The organism is Embleya sp. NPDC005971, from assembly GCF_040629175.1.
GTDB lineage: Bacteria > Actinomycetota > Actinomycetes > Streptomycetales > Streptomycetaceae > Embleya.
In genome coordinates this window covers 195,763-215,867 of the sequence record NZ_JBEXUX010000003.1, presented here as the reverse complement: position 1 = coordinate 215,867, position 20,105 = coordinate 195,763, and the positions used below count along the sequence as shown (strand labels likewise).

At 71.3% G+C, this 20,105-nt stretch carries 16 protein-coding genes; 15 read left to right on the top strand and 1 reads right to left on the bottom strand.

All coding sequences use genetic code 11. From position 1 onward, the window contains the following. Nucleotides 1-14 precede the first annotated feature (14 nt). Nucleotides 15-1,901, bottom strand: coding sequence for a hypothetical protein (locus tag ABZ374_RS05170; RefSeq protein WP_360306289.1), 1,887 nt, complete (start codon nt 1,899-1,901; stop codon nt 15-17). Nucleotides 1,902-2,162: 261 nt separating this feature from the next. Between ABZ374_RS05170 and argC the strand changes: the two genes are divergently transcribed. From argC to ABZ374_RS05095, 15 genes are all read left to right on the top strand, one after another. Continuing rightward, on the top strand, nt 2,163-3,191 hold the full coding sequence (gene argC / locus ABZ374_RS05165) for an N-acetyl-gamma-glutamyl-phosphate reductase (RefSeq protein WP_360306287.1): 1,029 nt from the start codon (nt 2,163-2,165) through the stop codon (nt 3,189-3,191). Next, nucleotides 3,188-4,342, top strand: coding sequence for a bifunctional glutamate N-acetyltransferase/amino-acid acetyltransferase ArgJ (gene argJ / locus ABZ374_RS05160; RefSeq protein ID WP_360306285.1), 1,155 nt, complete (start codon nt 3,188-3,190; stop codon nt 4,340-4,342). The genes argC and argJ overlap by 4 nt, the downstream gene beginning before the upstream one ends. 32 nt (nt 4,343-4,374) lie before the next feature. Beyond that, nucleotides 4,375-5,331 (top strand): acetylglutamate kinase, encoded by a 957-nt coding sequence (gene argB, locus ABZ374_RS05155; protein WP_360306283.1) that lies wholly within the window; start codon nt 4,375-4,377, stop codon nt 5,329-5,331. Continuing rightward, nucleotides 5,328-6,536: an acetylornithine transaminase gene (locus tag ABZ374_RS05150; protein ID WP_360306281.1), complete on the top strand. Its 1,209-nt coding sequence runs from the start codon at nt 5,328-5,330 to the stop codon at nt 6,534-6,536. The genes argB and ABZ374_RS05150 overlap by 4 nt, the downstream gene beginning before the upstream one ends. Nucleotides 6,537-6,581: 45 nt before the next feature. Next, entirely contained in the window at nt 6,582-7,130 is a 549-nt protein-coding gene (locus ABZ374_RS05145) for an arginine repressor (protein WP_360306279.1), read from the top strand. A 123-nt stretch (nt 7,131-7,253) separates the two neighbouring features. Next, nucleotides 7,254-8,453 (top strand): argininosuccinate synthase, encoded by a 1,200-nt coding sequence (locus tag ABZ374_RS05140; protein ID WP_360306277.1) that lies wholly within the window; start codon nt 7,254-7,256, stop codon nt 8,451-8,453. Continuing rightward, complete coding sequence (gene argH / locus ABZ374_RS05135) at nt 8,450-9,868, top strand: argininosuccinate lyase (protein WP_360306275.1); 1,419 nt, start codon at nt 8,450-8,452, stop codon at nt 9,866-9,868. Before ABZ374_RS05140 ends, argH begins: the two co-directional genes overlap by 4 nt. A gap of 255 nt (nt 9,869-10,123) precedes the next feature. Next, entirely contained in the window at nt 10,124-11,362 is a 1,239-nt protein-coding gene (locus ABZ374_RS05130; protein ID WP_360306273.1) for a hypothetical protein, read from the top strand. Next, entirely contained in the window at nt 11,359-13,014 is a 1,656-nt protein-coding gene (locus tag ABZ374_RS05125) for a wax ester/triacylglycerol synthase family O-acyltransferase (protein WP_360306271.1), read from the top strand. The genes ABZ374_RS05130 and ABZ374_RS05125 overlap by 4 nt, the downstream gene beginning before the upstream one ends. Beyond that, complete coding sequence (locus ABZ374_RS05120; RefSeq protein WP_360306269.1) at nt 13,011-13,841, top strand: SDR family NAD(P)-dependent oxidoreductase; 831 nt, start codon at nt 13,011-13,013, stop codon at nt 13,839-13,841. Before ABZ374_RS05125 ends, ABZ374_RS05120 begins: the two co-directional genes overlap by 4 nt. A gap of 261 nt (nt 13,842-14,102) precedes the next feature. Continuing rightward, entirely contained in the window at nt 14,103-14,579 is a 477-nt protein-coding gene (locus ABZ374_RS05115; RefSeq protein WP_360306267.1) for a GNAT family N-acetyltransferase, read from the top strand. Nucleotides 14,580-14,970: 391 nt separating this feature from the next. Then, nucleotides 14,971-16,032 carry an ATP-binding cassette domain-containing protein gene (locus ABZ374_RS05110; protein ID WP_360306265.1) on the top strand — a complete coding sequence of 354 codons (1,062 nt, stop codon included), beginning with the start codon at nt 14,971-14,973 and terminating at the stop codon, nt 16,030-16,032. Between the two features lie 2 nt (nt 16,033-16,034). Next, complete coding sequence (locus tag ABZ374_RS05105; RefSeq protein ID WP_360306263.1) at nt 16,035-16,691, top strand: methionine ABC transporter permease; 657 nt, start codon at nt 16,035-16,037, stop codon at nt 16,689-16,691. A gap of 52 nt (nt 16,692-16,743) precedes the next feature. Beyond that, nucleotides 16,744-17,565 (top strand): MetQ/NlpA family ABC transporter substrate-binding protein, encoded by an 822-nt coding sequence (locus ABZ374_RS05100; protein ID WP_360306261.1) that lies wholly within the window; start codon nt 16,744-16,746, stop codon nt 17,563-17,565. 424 nt (nt 17,566-17,989) lie between these two features. Beyond that, on the top strand, nt 17,990-20,062 hold the full coding sequence (locus ABZ374_RS05095; protein WP_360306259.1) for a putative cobaltochelatase: 2,073 nt from the start codon (nt 17,990-17,992) through the stop codon (nt 20,060-20,062). Nucleotides 20,063-20,105 lie beyond the last annotated feature (43 nt).

The window sequence follows — 20,105 nt, the reverse complement described above, 5'->3', positions numbered from 1 at the left end:
TGCCGATGGCGGGCTCAGGAGGACGCGCAGAATTTCTTCTCGGCCTCGATCGGGTCGGCCGGAATCCGCAGGTCGGTGCGGCCCGCGGCGCCGGTCAGGTTCTTCCAGAAGCGCGACGCGGACATCGGCTCGCTGACCGAGTCGACGAGCTCCGCCAGGTCGCCGCACCGCAGCGCGGCCCGGGCGGCCCGGATCTGCTCGGCGGTCGCGGCCTTCTCCGGGACCAGCGCGTCGCCCGAGGGGTCGACGTAGAGCGCGACGTTCCAGGCGAACGGCAGCAGCTTCTTGTGACCCGCGGCGGTGTGTTGGGTCTCGGTGATGTGCGCGCCGACCGTGTTGGACAGACCCCACACGTCGACCACGACACCTCCGAGCGGGGTGATCGAGCCGCCCACGCCCAGGCGACCGATGACCAGGCCCTTGTCGAACGGCAGATCGCGACGCAGCGGCAGCGGTGGGATCTGCATGTAGTTCGGGTCCACGAACAACAGACGCTCTCCGGTCGCCTTCTCGTTGCGGAACGCCTCTTCTATCGTCGGCAGCGTCCGGATGTGCGCTTCCTCGGTGGTGGGGTTGTCGGTCCGGGTCCAGGCCGCGTAGGTGTCGCGTTCGTTCCAGACCTGGTTGCCGTGGCCGTTGGGGGCGGGCGTGGTGATCACGCCCGAGCGCAGTGTGGTGCCGCAGACCACGGCCCAGGCCGCGACGAGCACGATCGCCGGGGTGACCAGCCGGTCCAGCGGGGCGAGCAGGAACGGGAGCAGCACCAGGAGCAGGATCGGCAGCCACATCCGGCCGTGCATGAAGTCGCCGCCGACCTTGAGCACGTAGACGGTCTGGCCCAGGGCCGCGACCAGCGGGGTGGCGACGACGATCCAGGTGCGGCGGTCGGCGGGGCGGCGCCGGGTGAGGGCGAGGCCGACGGCGGCCAGGATCAGGATCATCGGGATCCACAGGTGGTACGGCCGCATGTAGTCGGTCAGGTAGTCCCAGCCGCGACCCCACAGCGAGCCCGACGCCTCCTTGGTGAGCGCGGGCATCGGGAAGATCAGGCCGTAGTAGCCCATCCGGAAGATCTCGTACGCGGCGGGCAGGAAGCCGGCGCACGCCAGCATCGCCAGGCCCTTGGGCCAGCGCGCGCCGATCAGCAGGAACTGGGCGACGAGCAGGATCACCATGGTCAGGCCCAGGTCGGGGCGGACCAGCGGGCCCAGGCCGAACCACAGGGACAGGGCCAGGGTGCGGCGGGTGGTGTGGGTGTCGACCGGGCGCAGCCAGGTGCCGATCAGGAACCACCAGGACAGGCCGATCCAGAACAGGATCAGGCCGGTCTCCATGCCCGCGGTGGCGAAGTCCCACACCGAGGGGACGGCGATGAACACGAGCACGCCGGCGGGCAGCAGCAGGCGGGTGACGGCCATGCCGCGGAAGAGTCGGCGGGTGCCGTCCAGGGACAGCCACAGGCCGGCGACGGCCAGGATCAGACCGGCGTAGACGGCGGTGGGGGCGTAGTCGAACGGGGTGAGCCGGCCGAGCAGCGCGAGCAGCCATTGCCACAGGGTGCTGGTGGACGTCTCGATGCGTTCGCCCGAGCTGTACACGGGGCCGTTGCCGGCCAGGATCTCGCGGACCGCGCGGGTGAAGATCAGGCCGTCGTCGGTGATCCAGCGCTGGTGCCATCCCATGATCGCGAACACCAGCGTGGGCAGTCCCAGCGCGAGCAGGTCCGGCAACGGGACGCGGGCGAGTCGAGGGCGCGCCGGGGACGTCTCGACCGAGCCGTCCGGGGATTGCGCCGGGTCCGCCTCGGGAGCCGATCGCGGCTCGCCGGTCGAGGACTGTAGGTCCGAGCCGGTGGCGCTGGCGGCGCCGGCGGGCCCGGAGGTGCCGGGGGGAGGGGTCACGTGGTCTCGTTCGTTTCCTGGGCGGGGGCGCCCGCCGTCTGCTGCGCGTCGCTGCCGTCCCGCCGGCGGTCGACTGCCCACTGGGGGGCGCGTATCCGAAGTCGGCTGATCCTAACGCACCGGCCTACGCCCTACTGGGGTGGCGCGACCGGCGGCAGGCTTGCCGGAACGACGCGGGGTGGGTCCGGCCGGGCGGTCACCCACCGTACTTGCATAGAGATTCGTAGTTCCGTATAGTCATGCTCCTCACGAGGAGGCGGTATGGGGGCCAAGGCGGCACTGGCCGGGGCGAGTGGCTACGCGGGCGGAGAAATCCTGCGCCTGTTGCTCGCGCACCCGGAGATCGAGATCGGCACGCTCACGGCGGGATCCAACGCGGGCCGACGCCTGGGCGAGTTGCAACCGCACCTGCTGCCGCTGGCCGACCGCGTGCTCGCCGAGACCACCGCCGAGAACCTCGCCGGGCACGACGTGGTCTTCCTGGCCCTGCCGCACGGACAGTCCGGCGCGCTGGCCGCGCAACTGGGCGCGGACGTGCTCGTGGTGGACTGCGGTGCGGACTACCGCCTGCGGGAGGCGACGGACTGGGAAGAATTCTACGGATCCTCCCATGCCGGGACATGGCCGTACGGACTGCCCGAGCTGCCGGGCGGCCGGGCCGCGCTGGCGAACACCAAACGCATCGCGGTGCCGGGCTGCTACCCGACCGTGTCGCTGCTGTGCACGGTGCCCGCGCTGGCCGCCGACCTGGTCGAACCCGACTGGGTCGTGGTGGCCGCCTCGGGCACCTCCGGAGCGGGCAAGGCGCCCAAGACGCACCTGCTCGGCAGCGAGGTGATGGGCTCCGCGAGCGCCTACGGCGTGGGCGGCGTGCACCGGCACACCCCGGAGATCATCCAGGGCCTGCGCGCGGTCACCGACGCGGACGTCACGGTGTCCTTCACCCCGACCCTGGTGCCGATGTCGCGCGGCATCCTGGCCACCTGCACCGCCCGGCTCAAGCCCGGCGTGAGCGCCGAGGCGGTGCGCGCGGCGTACCGCGCGGCCTACGCCGACGAGCCCTTCGTACACCTGCTGGCCGAGGGACAGTGGCCGGCGACCGCGATGGTCTACGGCGCGAACACCGCCGTGTTGCAGGTCACCGTCGACGAGCGGGCCGGCCGGCTGGTCGTGGTCGGCGCGATCGACAACCTCGCCAAGGGCACCGCCGGCGGCGCGATTCAAAGCACCAACATCGCCCTCGGACTGGCCGAGGACCTGGGACTGACCAAGACGGGGGTAGCGCCGTGAGCGTCACCGCAGCAAAGGGCTTCCGGGCCTCGGGCGTGGCCGCGGGCCTCAAGAGCACCGGCCTGCCGGACGTGGCCCTGGTCGTCAACGACGGCCCCTCGATCGCCGGCGCGGCCGTGTTCACCTCGAACCGGGTCAAGGCCGCACCGGTGGTGTGGTCGGAGCAGGTGGTCAAGGCCGGCCAGGTGCAGGCGGTGGTGCTCAACTCCGGCGGCGCCAACGCGTGCACCGGCACCGAGGGCTTTCGCAACACGCACGCCACCGCCGAACGGGTCGCCGAGCTGCTCGGGCTCAACGCGGGCGAGATCGTGGTGGCCTCCACCGGGCTGATCGGCCTGCAACTGCCGATGGACAAGCTGCTGCCGGGCGTGGCCAAGGCCGCCGCGGCGCTGAGCGCGGACGGCGGCGAGGACGCGGCGATCGCGATCAAGACCACCGACACCGTGCACAAGCAGTCCGTCGTCACCGACCCCGCGGGCTGGACGGTCGGCGGCATGGCCAAGGGCGCGGGCATGCTCGCGCCGGGCCTGGCCACGATGCTCGTGGTGCTCACCACCGACGCCGCGGTCGACGCCGAGGCGCTGGACGCGGTGCTCCGCGGCGCCACGCACACCACGTTCGACCGGATCGACTCCGACGGCTGCATGTCCACCAACGACACCGTGCTGCTGATGGCCTCCGGGGCCAGCGGCGTCGAGCCCGACCCGGCCGCGTTCGCCGAGGCGGTGCGCACGGTCGCCGGGGATCTGGCCCGGCAGCTCATCGGCGACGCCGAAGGCGCGAGCAAGGACATCCGGATCGACGTCGTGGACGCCGCGACCGAGGCGGACGCGCTGGAGGTGGCCCGTTCGATCGCCCGGAACAACCTGTTCAAGTGCGCCGTGCACGGTGAGGACGCCAACTGGGGCCGGGTGTTGGCCGCGATCGGCACCACCGCGGCGGCCTTCGACCCGGATAGGCTCGACGTCGCGTTCAACGGCGTATGGGTGTGCCGGGACGGCTTCGTGGGCGAGGACCGCGAGTTGGTCGACATGACCCCGCGCGAGACGCACATCGTGGCCAGGCTGAACGCGGGCGAGGCCGCGGTGACCGTGTGGACCAACGACCTCACGGCCGACTACGTCCACGAGAACTCGGCCTACTCGTCATGACCGGTACGGGCAGCCAGACGAGGGGGAGCGGGATGCGGACGGAATCGGCCGGCAAACAGGGGCGCAACAACGCGGCACTGACCAAGGCGCGCACGCTGATCGAGGCGCTGCCGTGGTTGGAGCGCTTCTACGGCAAGACCGTGGTGATCAAGTTCGGCGGCAACGCCATGGTCGACGACGCCCTCAAGCGCGCCTTCGCGCAGGACCTGGTGTTCCTGCGCTTCGCCGGGCTGCGCCCGGTGATCGTGCACGGCGGCGGCCCGCAGATCAGCGCGCAGTTGGACCGACTCGGCATCGAGTCCTCGTTCGCGGGCGGCCTGCGGGTGACCACGCCCGAGGCGATGGACGTGGTGCGCATGGTGCTCGCGGGCCAGGTACAGCGCGAGATAGTCGGCCTGATCAACGACCACGGCCCGTTCGCGGTCGGCATGACCGGCGAGGACGCGCACACGATGACCGCCGAGAAGCGGCACGCGATCGTGGACGGCGAAGCGGTCGACATCGGCCTGGTCGGCGACATCGTCGAGGTCGACCCCGGCGCGATCAAGGCGCTGCTGCAGGACAACCGCATCCCGGTGATCTCCTCGATCGCCCGCGGCGCCGACGGGCACGTCTACAACGTCAACGCGGACACCGCGGCCTCCGCGCTGGCGGTCGCGCTGGGCGCGGAGAAACTGGTCGTGCTCACCGACGTCGAGGGCCTGTACGCGAACTGGCCCACCAGCGACGAGGTGATATCGCGCCTGGACGCCGACGAGTTGGCGACGCTGATGCCGACGTTGTCCAGCGGCATGCTCCCCAAGATGGAGGCATGCCTGCGGGCGGTGCGGGCCGGGGTGCCCGCCGCGCACGTCCTGGACGGGCGGGTCGCGCACTCGCTGTTGCTGGAAGTGTTCACCGACGAGGGGATCGGGACCATGGTGGTCCCGGCCCGGCAGGCCGGCGCCTTCGCCGGACAGGACGACCACCAGGCGGAGGGGACGGCATGACGACCACCGGGACCGGCGCACTGACGCGGCGGTGGAACGAGTCGCTGATGAACAACTACGGCACACCCCCGATCGAGCTGGTCAGCGGCTTTGGGACGCGGGTCGTGGACAGCGAGGGCAACACCTACGTCGACTTCCTCGGCGGCATCGCGGTCAACTCGCTCGGCCACGCCCACCCGGCGATCGCCGCCGCGGTGAGCGAGCAGCTCGGCCGGCTGGGCCACGTGTCCAACCTCTACATCGCCGAGCCGCCGGTCGCGCTCGCCGAACGGCTGCTCGGCCTGTTCGGCCGCCCCGGCCGGGTCTACTTCGGCAACTCGGGCGCCGAGGCCAACGAGGCCGCGTTCAAGCTCGCCCGGCGCACCGGCCGGCCGCAGATCATCGCGGCCGAGGGCGGCTTCCACGGCCGCACCATGGGCGCGCTGGCGATGACCGGCCAGCCGGCCAAGCGCGAGCCGTTCGCCCCGCTGCCCGGCGGTGTCGACTTCGTGCCCTACGGCGACATCGAGGCGCTGCGCGCCGCGGTCGGTCCGCAGACGGCCGCGGTGATCCTGGAGCCCATCCAGGGCGAGAACGGCGTGGTCATGCCCGGTGAGGGCTACCTGGTCGCGGCCCGGGAGATCACCGCCGCGCACGGCGCGTTGCTGATCCTGGACGAGATCCAGACCGGCATAGCCCGCACCGGCGCCTGGTTCGCGCACCAGCCGCTGGGCATCGAGCCGGATGTGGTCACCCTGGCCAAGGGCCTGGGCGGCGGCCTGCCGATCGGCGCCTGTGTGGCGTTCGGCGCGGCGGCGGAGCTGTTTCGGCCCGGCCAACACGGCACGACGTTCGGCGGCAATCCGGTGTGCTGCGCCGCGGCGCTCGCGGTGCTGGACACCATCGAGGACCAGGACCTGTGCGGGCGTTCGGCGCGCCTGGGCGAGCAACTTCGGGCGGGGATCGAAAAGATCGCCCATCCGCTGGTCGCCCGGGTCAGCGGAGCCGGCCTGTTGATCGGTATCGTGCTCACCGCACCGGTGGCGCCGGTCGTGCAAAAGGCGGCGCAGGACGCGGGCTTCCTCGTCAACGCCGCCGTGCCCACCCGGGTCAGGCTCGCCCCGCCGCTCGTCGTCGACGACGCGGACGTGGACGCGCTGCTCGGAGCCCTGCCCGCCATCCTGGACGCCGGCCTCGCCGCCGCACCCGCCGGAGGAACACCGTGACCGACATCCGACGACGACGAGTCCGACGCTAGGCGAGGTCGTCCCATGAGCAGCGAGCAGAGCAGTGAAGCGACCCCGGTCGAGGGCGTGTACGCGGTGCCCAGCACCCGGATCGCCCGACACCGGCGGATCGTCGACATCCTGACCCGGAACGGGGTCCGGTCGCAGAACCAACTCGCCCGACTGCTCGCCGAGGACGGCCTGGCCGTCACTCAGGCCACGCTCTCCCGGGACCTGGACGAGCTCGGCGCGGTCAAGATCCGCGACGGCGAGGGCTCGCTCATCTACGCCGTACCGGCGGAAGGCGGCGACCGCACCCCCCGCGCGCCGCTCGAGGAGTCCGCGGTCGAGGGACGGTTGTCCCGGCTGGCCGGCGAACTGCTGGTGTCGGCCGAGGCGTCGGGCAACCTCGTGGTGGTGCGCACCCCTCCCGGGGCGGCCCAGTTCCTGGCCTCGGCGATGGATCACGCCGAGTCCCGGCTGATCCTGGGCACCATCGCCGGCGACGACACCATCCTGATGGTCTCGCGCGACCCCGAGGGAGGCGCGGCGCTGGCCGCCCACCTGCTGGCGCTCGCCGAGAACAAGGCGTAGCCGGCCCGGACCCGGCCCACCCGTACCTGTGCACTCCCGTACTTCCGCACCCCGCTCGAGCGCTCGGCTCCGGCGAAACACCGCAGCACATCTGCCCGACCACTCATTCGAAGGAGCACGCTCGTGACCGAGCGCGTCGTACTCGCCTACTCCGGAGGTCTCGACACCTCCGTGTGTATCCAGTGGATTGCCGAGGAGACCGGCGCCGAGGTCATCGCGGTGGCCGTCGACGTCGGCCAGAACGGCGAGGATCTGGACATCATCCGCAAGCGGGCGCTGGCCTGTGGCGCGGTCGAGGCCGAGGTCGCGGACGCCCGCGACGAGTTCGCCGAGGGCTACTGCCTGCCGGCGATCCGGGCCAACGCCCTGTACATGGACCGCTACCCGCTGGTGTCCTCGCTCTCGCGCCCGGTGATCGTCAAGCACCTGGTCGCCGCCGCGCGCAAGCACGGCGCCGGCACGGTCGCGCACGGCTGCACCGGCAAGGGCAACGACCAGGTCCGGTTCGAGGTCGGCATCTCCTCGCTGGCGCCCGACCTCACGTGCATCGCCCCCGTCCGCGACTACGCGATGACCCGGGACAAGGCGATCGCCTTCGCCGAGGCGAAGAACCTGCCGATCGCCACCAGCAAGAAGTCGCCGTACTCGATCGACCAGAACGTCTTCGGGCGGGCCGTGGAGACCGGCTTCCTGGAGGACATCTGGAACGCGCCGATCGAGGACGTGTACGAGTACACCCAGAACCCGGCCACCCCGCGCGAGGCGGACGAGGTCGTGATCACCTTCGAGCACGGCGTGCCGGTCGCCATCGACGGTCGCGCGGTCGGCATGCTCCAGGCGATCGAGGAGCTGAACCGGCGGGCCGGCTTCCAGGGCATCGGCCGGATCGACATGGTCGAGGACCGGCTCGTGGGCATCAAGAGCCGCGAGGTCTACGAGGCGCCGGGCGCGATCGCGCTGATCACCGCGCACCAGGAGCTGGAGAACGTCACCGTCGAGCGCGAACTGGCCCGCTACAAGCGGACCGTCGAGCAGCGCTGGGCCGAGCTGGTCTACGACGGCCTGTGGTTCTCCCCGCTCAAGCGGGCCCTGGACGGCTTCATCGCCGAGGCCAACCGGCACGTGTCCGGCGACATCCGGATGACCCTGCACGGTGGGCGGGCCGTGGTCACCGGTCGGCGCAGCGACCAGTCGCTCTACGACTTCGACCTGGCCACCTACGACACCGGCGACACGTTCGACCAGTCGCAGGCCAAGGGCTTCATCGAACTGTTCGGCCTGTCCAGCAAGATCGCCGCACGACGGGACAACGATCACTCGTGACCAACAACCCCGATCGGGTGAGCCTGTGGGGTGGCCGTTTCTCCGGCGGCCCCTCCGAAGCCCTCGCCCTGCTCTCCGCCAGCGTGCACTTCGACTGGCGGCTCGCGCCGTACGACATCGCCGGCTCGCGCGCGCACGCCCGGGTGCTGCACGCGGCCGAGTTGCTCACCGACGACGAGCTGACCCGGATGCTCGCCGGCCTGGACACGCTGGAAGCCAAGGTCGAGTCCGGTGACCTGGTCGCCACCATCGCGGACGAGGACGTGCACACCGCGCTGGAGCGCGGCCTGCTCGAAATCCTGGGCCCGGACCTGGGCGGCAAGTTGCGCGCGGGCCGCTCGCGCAACGACCAGATCGCCACCCTGGGCCGGATGTACCTGCGTGAGCACGCCCGGATCCTGGGCCGGTTGCTGGCCGACCTCCAGGAGGCGCTGGTCGAACAGGCCGCCGCGCACCCGGACGCCGTCATGCCGGGCCGCACCCACCTCCAGCACGCCCAGCCGGTGTTGCTCGCGCACCACCTGCTCGCGCACGTGCAGGCGTTCGCTCGCGACGCCGACCGGCTGCGCGACTGGGACCGGCGCGCGGACGTGTCCGCGTACGGCTCGGGTGCGCTCGCGGGTTCCTCGCTCGGCCTCAGCCCCGAATCGGTGGCCCGCGACCTGGGTTTCTCCGCGTCCGCGGCGAACTCGATCGACGGCACCGCCTCGCGCGACTTCGCGGCCGAGTTCGCGTTCGTCACCGCGATGCTCGGGGTGAACCTGTCCCGGCTGGCCGAGGAGATCATCATCTGGAACACGAAGGAGTTCTCCTTCGTGACCCTGGACGACGCCTTCTCCACCGGGTCCTCGATCATGCCGCAGAAGAAGAACCCGGACATCGCCGAGCTCGCGCGCGGCAAGTCCGGGCGGCTGATCGGCAACCTGACCGGGCTGATGGCCACGCTCAAGGCGTTGCCGCTGGCCTACAACCGCGACCTCCAGGAGGACAAGGAGCCGGTCTTCGACTCGTGCGACACGCTCGAGGTCCTGCTCCCGGCGTTCACCGGGATGATCGCCACGCTGACCTTCCACCGGGAGCGGCTGGCGGAGTTGGCTCCGGCCGGGTTCTCGCTCGCCACCGACATCGCCGAGTGGCTGGTTCGTCAAGGCACGCCGTTCCGGGTCGCGCACGACGTGGCGGGCGCCTGTGTGAAGTACTGCGAGCCGCGTGGGCTCGAACTGTGGGACCTGACGGATGAGCAACTCGCGGAGATTTCGCCGGAGTTGACCCCGCAGGTGCGCTCGGTGCTGACCGTGGCCGGTTCGGTGGCCTCGCGGGACGGGCGCGGTGGCACCGCCCCGGTCCGGGTCGCCGAGCAACTCGCGGAGATTCGGCTGGACTTGGCCGCCCAGCGCAAGTGGGCCGGCGTGTAACACCACGGCGCCGCGTTCGAGCTGAGACGATGGGCCCGCATTCTCCGGGGGGAGGAAGCGGGCCCATCGGCATGTCGGGAATCGGCGGTCGTGCCCAGGGACGAATTGCAGTCGGTTTCGCGCCTGTTGCGCGGATGTGAGCGGAAGTCGAGGTTCCAGTCCCATATGTGAAATCGCTGTTACCAAACGCGATTGACCGTGTTCGCTCCGTGCGTCGCGTACTAGGGTCGGCCCTGATCGAGGGGAGGGATCGGCGTGCTCGATCACCTGCGCCGCATACGTTTCGAGGCTGCGAAGTCCGCTTCCATGCTCTCGGAGCTGCCGATCGGCGGGCTGCTGCGCAGCGTGCCGCAATCCGTGGGATTCGGCGTGCGCTCGTATGTGCGCTCGCTGCGGGCCGAACGCCGCCACTATCCGGACATGCCGACCGTGTTTCCCACGCCGGGGCTGGTCTACGCGGCCTTCCTGGACGAGGTCGTGGTCGCGCTGCTGGCGACCGGTCGGCTCTCGCCGGATCCCGACGACGCCCGGCGCATCCGCGAGGAAATTACCGACGCGGTGCACAAGTTCCGCGCCGAGACCTATCTGGACGACCCGACCCTGTTCCATCCCCGGCCGCCGGCGCTGATCGATCCGGTGGTGCGGGGCAGGCTCTACGGCACGATCGGGTACGAACAGCTCGCCTTCGACAGCGAATACGTGCCCTGGGCGGGCGTGCCGGGCGCCACCCGGTGGCAGGCGGCGGGCGCGAACCAGCGGGTGTGGGCGTATGTGCTGCGTCACCCCGGCAAGCCGCGGCCGTGGCTGGTGAACCTGCACGGCTTCGGCATGGGGCGTCCGGGCGACCTGACCGCGTTCCACTCGCTGCGGTTGCACCGCGAACTGGGCGTCAACGTGATCCACCCGGTGTTGCCGATGCACGGGCCGCGCAAGTCCGCGCGGGCCCAGGACACGCCGTTCATCTCGTTCGACTACCTCGGCAACGTGCACGGCCTGGGCCAGGCCGTGTGGGACGTGCGCCGCTGCCTGGACTGGATCCGCCGGCAGGGGGACACCCCGATCGCGGTACACGGCCTCTCGCTCGGCGCGTACGTCGCCGCCCTGGTCGCGGGCCTGGAGGAACTCGACTGCGTGATCGTCGGCGTCCCCTCGGTCGACATGGCGTGGGTGATGTCGCATCACGCGCCCGAGGACATCAGGCGCGAGGTGCGCGCGGCGGGCCTGCTCGGCGACGAGGCCGAGACGGTCCACCGGGTGGTCTCGCCGCTGGCGATCACCCCTCGGGTGCCGTTGGAGCGCCGCTTCGTCTACGCCGGCCTGGCCGATCGCATGGCCACTCCGCAGCAGGCGTATCGGCTCTGGAAGCACTGGGAGGAACCATCCGTCTGCTGGTACCGCGGCTCGCACCTGGGAGCCGTGTGGAACCGGGAGGCGCGCCGCTTCATCGAGGATGCCCTGACCTCGTCGGGCATCGGGAGGAGGAATACCTGGTGAAGCTCTCCGGTCTGGATTCGGCTTTTCTGGCCCTGGAGTCGCAGGAGTGGCCGGCGCACGTGGTCTGCCTGACCATCGTCGACGCCTCCGACACCGGGGGCCGGGTCGACCACGCGGCCTTCGAACGCACGTTGGCCGCGCGGCTGCCCCGGCTGCCGCTGCTGGGACGCAAACTGGTTCAGGGCCCGTGGGGGCTGGCCCGACCGCACTGGGTCGAGGACCCCGACTTCGAGCCGGCGAACCACCTGCGCCGGGCCACCCTGGAGGCCCCGGGCGGCCGGCGTGAACTCACCGCCATGGCCGAGGAGATCTACCGACACCGGCTGCCGCGGGATCGACCGTTGTGGGAGTGGTGGATCATCGAGGGCCTGGAGCACGGGCGGGTGGCGCATCTGTGGAAGGTGCATCACGCGTGCATCGACGGCCGTTCCGGCGCGGCCATGCAGGAGATCTTCTTCGACGCGGATCCGCACGCGCCGGTCGACGTGGATCCGGTTCCGGTGGGCACGCCGATCGAGGTGATCGAACCGCCGCAGGGTTGGCAGGCGGTGCGCGAGGGCGCGCTCTCGCTGGCCGGCACCCCGGTCCGGGTGGGTCGGCAACTCGGGCGGCTGGGGCAGGGTGTCGTGCAGGCCGCGCTGACCGGGCGGCTGGCACAGGCGTTGCCGCTGAACGTGCCCAGGACCCGGTACAACGAGCCGATCGGCAAACGGCGTTCGTACGGGTTCTGCACCGTGTCGTTGCCCGACGTCAAGCTGGTCAAGAACGTCTTCGGGGTCAAGGTCAACGATGTCGTGCTCGCGATCGTGGCCGGAGCGCTACGCGAACAGCTCGACGGGCTGGGCGAGTTGCCCGAGCGGGAGCTGATCGCCACGGTGCCCGTGGACGCCACGCACGGTGGCGAACGGGCGGGCGGCAACCTGATCACCGGCATGCTCGTGGGGTTGGCCACCGATGTCGCGGAGCCCGCCGAACGGCTGCTGTGCATCCACGAGAACTCCGACGCGGCCAAGGCCGTACAGAGCGCGATGGGCAGCGAGTTGCTCACCGGCCTGGCCGAGACCCCGCCGCCGGCCCTGCTGGGCCTGCTGGGCGGTCTGTACCGGGACGCGCGACTGGCGTCCGTGCTGCCCGCGTTGTGCAACGTCACCGTGTCGAACGTGCCCGGTCCGCGCACGCCCCTGTATGCCCACGGGCAGAAGGTGGAGGCATTTCATTCGATGGGAATCATCGCCGACGGCTTCGGATTGTTCATTGGCGGCATGAGTTACCACGACCGGATCGACATCGGCGTGCTCGCGGACAAGGAGGCGCTGCCGGACCCGTTCGCGCTGGCCGACAGCATCGTCGAGCAGCTCAACCTGCTGCTGAAGGCGGCCGACGAGATCGCGCCGGCACGGCACGCGCACGATCTCCCGGTCGAGCCCGAGCCCGAGCCCGAGCCCGAAGCCGAAGGCGAAGTCGAGCCGGCCGTGGTCAAGGTGCTCCCGCCGCGGCGCGGCCGGGTGGCCGGGGCGTCGGATGCGGGCTCGCCCACACGGGCCGGCAAGGGCGCGAGCATGAGCGCCGCGGCCAAGCCGGTCCAAGGCGCCGGCGCGCGCCGCGGGCAGCCGAGATCGCGTGCCGCCGGCGTCGAGGCGGGTCGCGCGTGAGCAGAACGGCACTGGTCACCGGGGCCAACTCGGGCCTGGGGCTGGCCACCGTGCTCGCGTTCGCCGCGGCGGGCGTGCGCACGGTGGGCACGGTGCGCACGGCGGCGAAGGCGGAGGCGGTCGCCGAGGCGGCGGCCGCGGCCGGCGTCGAGGTGCGCACCGTGCTTTTGGACATCACCGACGCGGCGGGCGGCAAGGACGTGATCGAGGAGGTGCGCCCCGACATCCTGGTGAACAACGCGGGCGGCACCTCCTTCGCGCCGGTGCTGGACGTGTCCGAGGAGGACGCCCGACACCAGATGGAGACCGCGCTGTTCGGCCCGATGCGGCTGGCCCGACTGGCCATTCCGCACATGCGCGGGCGCGGCTGGGGCCGGGTGATCCAGATCTCCTCGCTCGCCGGACAGATCAACTACCCGCTGCTGGGCTGGTATCAGGCCGGGAAGCACGCGATGGAGGCGGTCTCCGACGCGCTGCGGGTGGAGGTGGCGGGCGCCGGGGTCGACGTCGTGGTGGTCTCGCCCGGCGGCTTCCGCAGCGGTGTCACCGACGAGATGGCCGAGGCCGTCGAGCGGCACCGCGGCGGGGCGTTCGCGACCGCCTTCCAGCGGATGGACCTGGGCTTTTCGATCATGAAGCCGCTGTGGAGCGAGCCGGAGACGGTGGCCGCCACGATCGTCGAGGCGGCCACCGTCAAGTCGCCCAGATCGCGATACGTGGTGGGCGCCGACGCGCACCTGACCCTGCTGGTGCACCGGGTCACCGAGCCGTTCTCGACCGTGCGGGCGCTCAAGGAGGGCGTCGTGCGTCGGGTCACCGGCCTGTAGCGGATCGACCGAGCGACCCGCCGATCACTCGATCGAGGGCAGTTGGCCGAAGCGGTTGCCTGAACGGCGGATTGCGCGTAGGTGAGGGCCGGGTAGAAGACCGGGAAAAGCCGTGTGGAACAGTGACGAATGCAGTGTTCGAGCGAGTGCTCAAGCGAGCGTTCGAAAGGGGACAACCCTCCCCCTTTGCGAAGGCACTGTGACAGGACGCTGCGGCACACACATCCGCACGGTGATCAGGGCGATCAGGGGAGCAATCCGATGGGGCAGAACGTAGGCATCGGCACGGCGGACGTATCCGACGCCGAGCAGATCCTCAAGCTTCAGTACCTCTGTTACCAGGGCGAAGCAGCCCTGTACAACGACTACGGCATCGAGCCGCTGACGCAGAGCCTGGAGAGCCTGCGCACCGAGTTCGACACGCACACCATCCTGGTGGCACGCCTGGGCGACGAGGTCGTCGGCTCGGTGCGCGGCACCGTCGAGGACGGCGTGGCCCGGATCGGCAAACTGGTCGTGCACCCCCGGCTGCAGCGGCACATGCTCGGGACCCGCCTGCTGCGCGCGATCGAGGAGAAGCTCGCCGACGCGGCCGAGTACGAGTTGTTCACCGGTCACCGCAGCGAGAACAACCTGCGCCTGTACGAGCGCCTCGGCTACGTCTCCGGCCGGATCGAGAAGATCAGCCCCCGGCTGAGCCTGGTCTACCTGCGCAAGACGGCCGTGCTCGCGGCCTGATCGACCCGCGCCGCGCGAAGCGACGCGCGGCGGCCCCGAAGCCCCGGTGACCTTGGAATCCATGGCCGCCGGGGCTTCGCCGGTTCCGGTCGCAGGCAGCCCGGCGGGATGACATTTCCATTGCCGGGTGGGTGTCTGCTTTAATCGGATCATGTTCACGACGGCTCACACATCCGACACCGCGGCTGACGCCATGGGTTGTCGTTGCATGTGCCGTTCGTGTCGGACCTGTCGAATGTGTGGCTGTTGAGGATTTGAGGGCCTGATCCCTCACCCGGGCCGAGCGCTTCGCGCCCCCGGTGTCATCCCCGCCACGCCCCCCTGTGTGACGAAATCGCGCGGCCCCTGATCGGGCCCGATTCGGCACGCGCATCCACCCGAGGACTTCACGGTGATCCGTACCACTGCCCTGAGCAAGGTCTATCGCAGCCGAGAACGGCAGGTGACCGCGCTCGACCACGTCGACCTGCAGGTGCGGGAAGGCGAGATCTTCGGCGTGCTCGGCCGCAGCGGCGCCGGCAAGAGCACCCTGATCCGCTGCCTGAACCTGCTTGAGCGCCCCACGTCGGGCGTGGTCGAGGTGGGCGGGCGCGACCTGACCGCGCTGTCCGCGAGCGCGCTGCGCGCCGAACGGCGCGGCATCGGGATGATCTTCCAGCACTTCAACCTGCTCTCCAGTCGTACCGTCGCCGGGAACGTCGCGGTGCCGCTGGAGATCGCCGGCATCCCGCGCCGGGACCGGGCCCGCCGGGTCGGCGAACTGCTCGATCTGGTCGGGCTGGCCGAGCACGCCAAGGCGTACCCCGCGCAACTGTCCGGCGGGCAGAAGCAGCGGGTGGGCATCGCCCGTGCGCTGGCCGCCGAGCCGCGGGTGTTGTTGTCCGACGAGGCCACCTCGGCGCTCGACCCGGAGACCACCCGCTCGATCCTGGCGCTGCTGCGCGACCTGCGCGACCGGCTCGGCCTGACCATCCTGCTGATCACCCACGAGATGGACGTGGTCAAGAACATCTGCGACTCGGCGGCCCTGATGGAGGGCGGCCGGATCATCGAGTCCGGGACGGTGGCTGAACTGCTGGGCCGTTCCGACTCGCGGCTGGCCCGGGAGATGTTCCCGCTGGGCCCGCCCGGCGTGCCGGCGGGCCGCACCGTGGTGGACATCACCTTCCGCGGCGAGGAGACGGCGCAGCCGTTCATCTCCACCCTCGCGCGCACCTACAACGTGGACGTCAACGTGCTGGGCGCGGCTGTGGAGAGCGTCGGTGGCCGGCAGATCGGCCGGATGCGGATCTCGCTGGACGGCACGTTCGAGAACAACGTGGTGCCGATCGGCTACCTGCGCGAGCAGGGCCTGCAGGTCGACGTGCTCGACGAGGGCCCGGCCACCCCCATCGAGTCGGACGCCGACGTCGCCGCCGCCGACGGCGTGGCGCTCGCGGGCAAGGAGATCTGAAGATGACCTGGTCCGAGATGCGGCCGCTGCTGGAGACCGCGACCCAGGAGACGTTGTACATGGTCGGCGTCGCGACGCTGATCACCGTGCTGATCGGATTGCCGATCGGGCTCCTGCTCGTGCTCACCGACCGGGGCGGTCCGCTCGCGTTCGCGCCGGCGAACAAGTTGCTCGGCCTGGTGGTCAACGTGGGCCGTTCGGTCCCGTTCCTGATCCTGCTGGTCGCGCTGATCCCGTTCACCCGCTGGGTGACCGGCACCACGATCGGCACCGACGCCGCCATCGTGCCGCTCACCGTGGGCGCCATCCCGTTCTTCGCGCGGCTGGTGGAGACCGCGGTGCGCGAGGTGGACCGGGGACTGATCGAGGCCGCGCAGTCGATGGGCGCGAGCACGATCACCATCGTGCGCAAGGTGCTCGTGCGCGAGGCGGTGCCCTCGATCATCTCCGCGATCACGGTGACCATCGTCGCGATCGTCGGCTACTCCGCGATGGCGGGCGTGGTCGGCGGCGGCGGCCTCGGCGACCTGGCCATCCGCTACGGCTACCAACGCTTCGAGACGAACCTGATGCTCGTCACCATCGCGGTGCTCGTCGTCCTGGTTCAACTCGTGCAATTCCTCGGCGATCTGCTCTCCCGCAGGCTCGCCCACCGTTAGGACGCGAGGCATTCCGCCCGCGTACACCGCACCACCCGGAAAGGCACTCTTCGTGCGTATCGACAAGTTCGTCGCCCTCTCCGCCGTCGCCGCCCTCGGACTCGGTCTCGCCGCCTGCGGCAGCGACGACAAGAAGGGCTCGTCCGCCTCCGACCCGCTCAAGGTCGCCGCCTCCGCCGTCCCGCACGCGCAGATCCTGAAGTACATCAAGGACAACCTCGCGGCGAAGGAGGGCCTGAAGCTGGACGTCAAGGAATTCGCCGACTACACCCAGCAGAACCCGGCCCTGGACGAGGGCAACGTCGACGCCAACTTCTTCCAGCACAAGCCGTATCTGGAGGAGTTCAACAAGGAGAAGAAGACCACCCTGGTCCCGGTCGTGCCGGTGCACCTGGAGCCGCTGGCCCTCTACTCCAAGAACGTCAAGTCGCTCGCCGACCTCAAGGAGGGCGCGACCATCGCGTTCCCCAACGACGCCACCAACGGTGGTCGCGCGCTCAAGCTGCTCGCCGACAACGGTGTGATCAAGCTCAAGGACGGCGCGGGCACCACGGCGACCGAGAAGGACATCGCGGACAACCCGAAGAAGCTCAAGTTCAAGGCGATCGAGGCGGCCCAACTGCCCCGCGCGCTGGACGACGTGGACGGCGCGGTGATCAACGGCAACTACGCGCTGACCGCCAAGCTGACCCCGGGCAAGGACGGCATCGCGGTGGAGAAGGCGGAGAACAACCCCTACGCGAACGTCCTGGTGGTCAAGAAGGGCAAGGAGAACGACCCGCGCGTGCAGAAGCTGGCCAAGCTGCTGAACTCGCCCGAGGTGAAGAAGTACATCGCCGACGAGTACAAGGGCAACGTGCTCCCGGCGTTCTGATCCGACCCGCGCCCGGGACGTCTCCCGAGCACACTCGCGGCCACCGCGGCCCCCGTCCTCGGGCGGGGGCCGCGGCGCGTTTTCGGGCGTATGAGAGGCTGTCGCCGACAGCAGGGAAGGAATCCGGCGTATCGCGCGGAGCACCTTCGGGCCCGGTGTCGAGGTATGTGCGTGCTCCACGAGGGTTCGGGCACACCTCGACACCGGTACGTCCGAGAGAGGCGGCGCGGTGCGGCAACCCGGAGCGGTCCCGCCACTGTGAACGCGCGCCGTCGGGCGGGCGTGAGCCAGAGACTTGCCGCTGTCCGGGGCCCGGTTCGCGGGTTCCGCAACCGACCAGGGCGTGGACACCCGAGGGAGGCCGACGGCGCATGCCTGCGTGCTTTGTGACAACTGACGGCATATCCGGCGCGGGAGCCCGCCGGTGAGCGCCGCGTACCCGTTCTCCGCGATCGTGGGCCTGGCCGATCTGCGGCTGGCGCTCGTCCTCAACGCGGTCTCGCCCGCGGTCGGTGGCGTGCTCGTGCGCGGCGAGAAGGGCACCGCCAAGTCGACCATGGTGCGGGCCCTCGCCGGCCAACTGCCCGAGGTCGCGGTGGTGCCCGGTTGCCGCTTCTCCTGTGATCCGGACGCCCCGGACCCGCACTGCCCGGACGGCCCGCACGACGCGGCGATCGGCGGGAGCGCCCGCGCCGCGCGCCTGGTCGAACTGCCGGTCGGCGCCAGCGAGGACCGACTGGCCGGCTCGCTGGACATCGAGCGCGCCCTGACCGAGGGCGTCAAGGCGTACGAGCCCGGCCTGTTGGCCGCGGCCCACCGGGGCGTGCTGTACGTCGACGAGGTCAACCTGCTGCACGACCACCTGGTGGACCTGCTCCTGGACGCGGCCGCGATGGGCACCTCGCACGTCGAACGCGAGGGGGTGTCGGTGCGGCACGCCGCGCGGTTCCTGCTCGTGGGCACGATGAACCCGGAAGAGGGCGAGCTGCGACCGCAGTTGCTCGACCGGTTCGGGCTGACCGTGGAGGTCGCGGCCAGCCGGGAGCCGCGCGAGCGGGCCGAGGTGGTGCGCCGACGGTTGGCGTACGAGGCCGACCCCGACGCGTTCGCGGCGCGCTGGGCGGGCGAGGACGCCGAGTTGGCCGAGCGCATCCTGCGTGCCCGCACGGCGCTGGCCCATGTGGTGCTTCCGGACGCCGAGTTGGAGCGGATCGCGCGGGTGTGCGCGTCGTTCGAGGTGGACGGGATGCGTGCGGACCTGGTCACGGCGCGCACCTCGATCGCGCTGGCCGCCTGGCACGGGCGGACCGAGGTGACGGCGCAGGACGTGCGCCGGGCGGCGCTGCTCGCGTTGCCGCACCGGCGGCGGCGCAACCCCTTCGACGCCCCGGGGTTGGACGAGGAACTGCTCGACGAGGCGCTGCGCGACCCGGACGAGCCGGAGCCGGAACCCGAGCCGGAACCGGAGGGGGACGGGCCGGACGACGGTGGGCCGGACGGTGGCGGGTCGCCGCCGTCGGACGCCGACGGCCCGGACGGGTCGAACGGCTCCGACGGGTCGGGGAACGCGACACAGGCGCCGAAGTCGACCGAGGCGGCGCCCGGTTCGACGCCCGGTACCGAGGACGCGTCCGTCGAGGGTGCGCCCGCCCCCTCCGGCACGGGACGCGAGCAGGCCGCCGTCGCCGCGGCCGAGCCGTACCGCACCCGGCTGTTCTCGGTGCCCGGGGTGGGCCAGGGAGCGGCCGGGCGCCGCTCGCGCGCACGGACCGCGAGCGGGCGCACCACCGGGGCCCAGGTCGCGGCCGGCCGGGTGACCCGACTGCACGTCGCGGCCACCGTGCGGGCGGCGGCGCTGCACCAGAAGGCGCGCGGCCGCACCGGCGCGGGGCTGGTGTTGCGGCGCGCGGATCTGCGCGAGGCGGTCCGGGAGGGCCGCGAGGGCAACCTGGTGTTGTTCGTGGTGGACGCGTCCGGGTCGATGGCGGCGCGCAAGCGCATGAGCGCGGTCAAGGGCGCGGTGTTGTCGCTGCTCCTGGACGCCTACCAGCGGCGGGACAAGGTCGGCCTGGTCACCTTCCGCGGCGCGGACGCCGCGCTGGTCCTGCCGCCGACCTCCTCGGTCGAGATCGGCGCGGCCCGGCTGGCCGCGCTGCCCACCGGCGGGCGTACCCCGGTGGGGGCCGGACTGCTGCGTGCCCACGAGACGTTGCGGGTGGAGCGGCTGCGCGATCCGCTGCGCCGGGCGCTGGTGGTGGTGGTCACCGACGGGCGGGCGACGGGCGGCCGGGACGCGCTGGGCGAGAGCCGGCGGGCGGCTCGGCTGCTGGCCGCGACGGGGGTCGCGTCGTTGGTGGTGGACTGCGAGAGCGGGCCGGTTCGGCTCGGGTTGGCGGCGCGGCTGGCCGGGGATCTGGGCGCTCCGGTGGTCACGTTGCAGGAACTGGCGGCGGACGGTCTGGCGGGGCTGGTGCGGGATGTGCGTTCGGTGGCCTGACGCCCGGCCCGCCGGTCGGTGTCACGCTCGTGTTTTCGTCAAC

Excerpts from the sequence above, each read along its gene's own strand:
- argC (WP_360306287.1), top strand. The coding sequence starts at position 2,163 with ATGGGGGCCAAGGCGGCACTGGCCGGGGCGAGTGGCTACGCGGGCGGA.
- argB (WP_360306283.1), top strand. The coding sequence starts at position 4,375 with ATGCGGACGGAATCGGCCGGCAAACAGGGGCGCAACAACGCGGCACTG.
- ABZ374_RS05150 (WP_360306281.1), top strand. The coding sequence starts at position 5,328 with ATGACGACCACCGGGACCGGCGCACTGACGCGGCGGTGGAACGAGTCG.
- ABZ374_RS05145 (WP_360306279.1), top strand. The coding sequence starts at position 6,582 with ATGAGCAGCGAGCAGAGCAGTGAAGCGACCCCGGTCGAGGGCGTGTAC.
- ABZ374_RS05115 (WP_360306267.1), top strand. The coding sequence starts at position 14,103 with ATGGGGCAGAACGTAGGCATCGGCACGGCGGACGTATCCGACGCCGAG.
- ABZ374_RS05105 (WP_360306263.1), top strand. The coding sequence starts at position 16,035 with ATGACCTGGTCCGAGATGCGGCCGCTGCTGGAGACCGCGACCCAGGAG.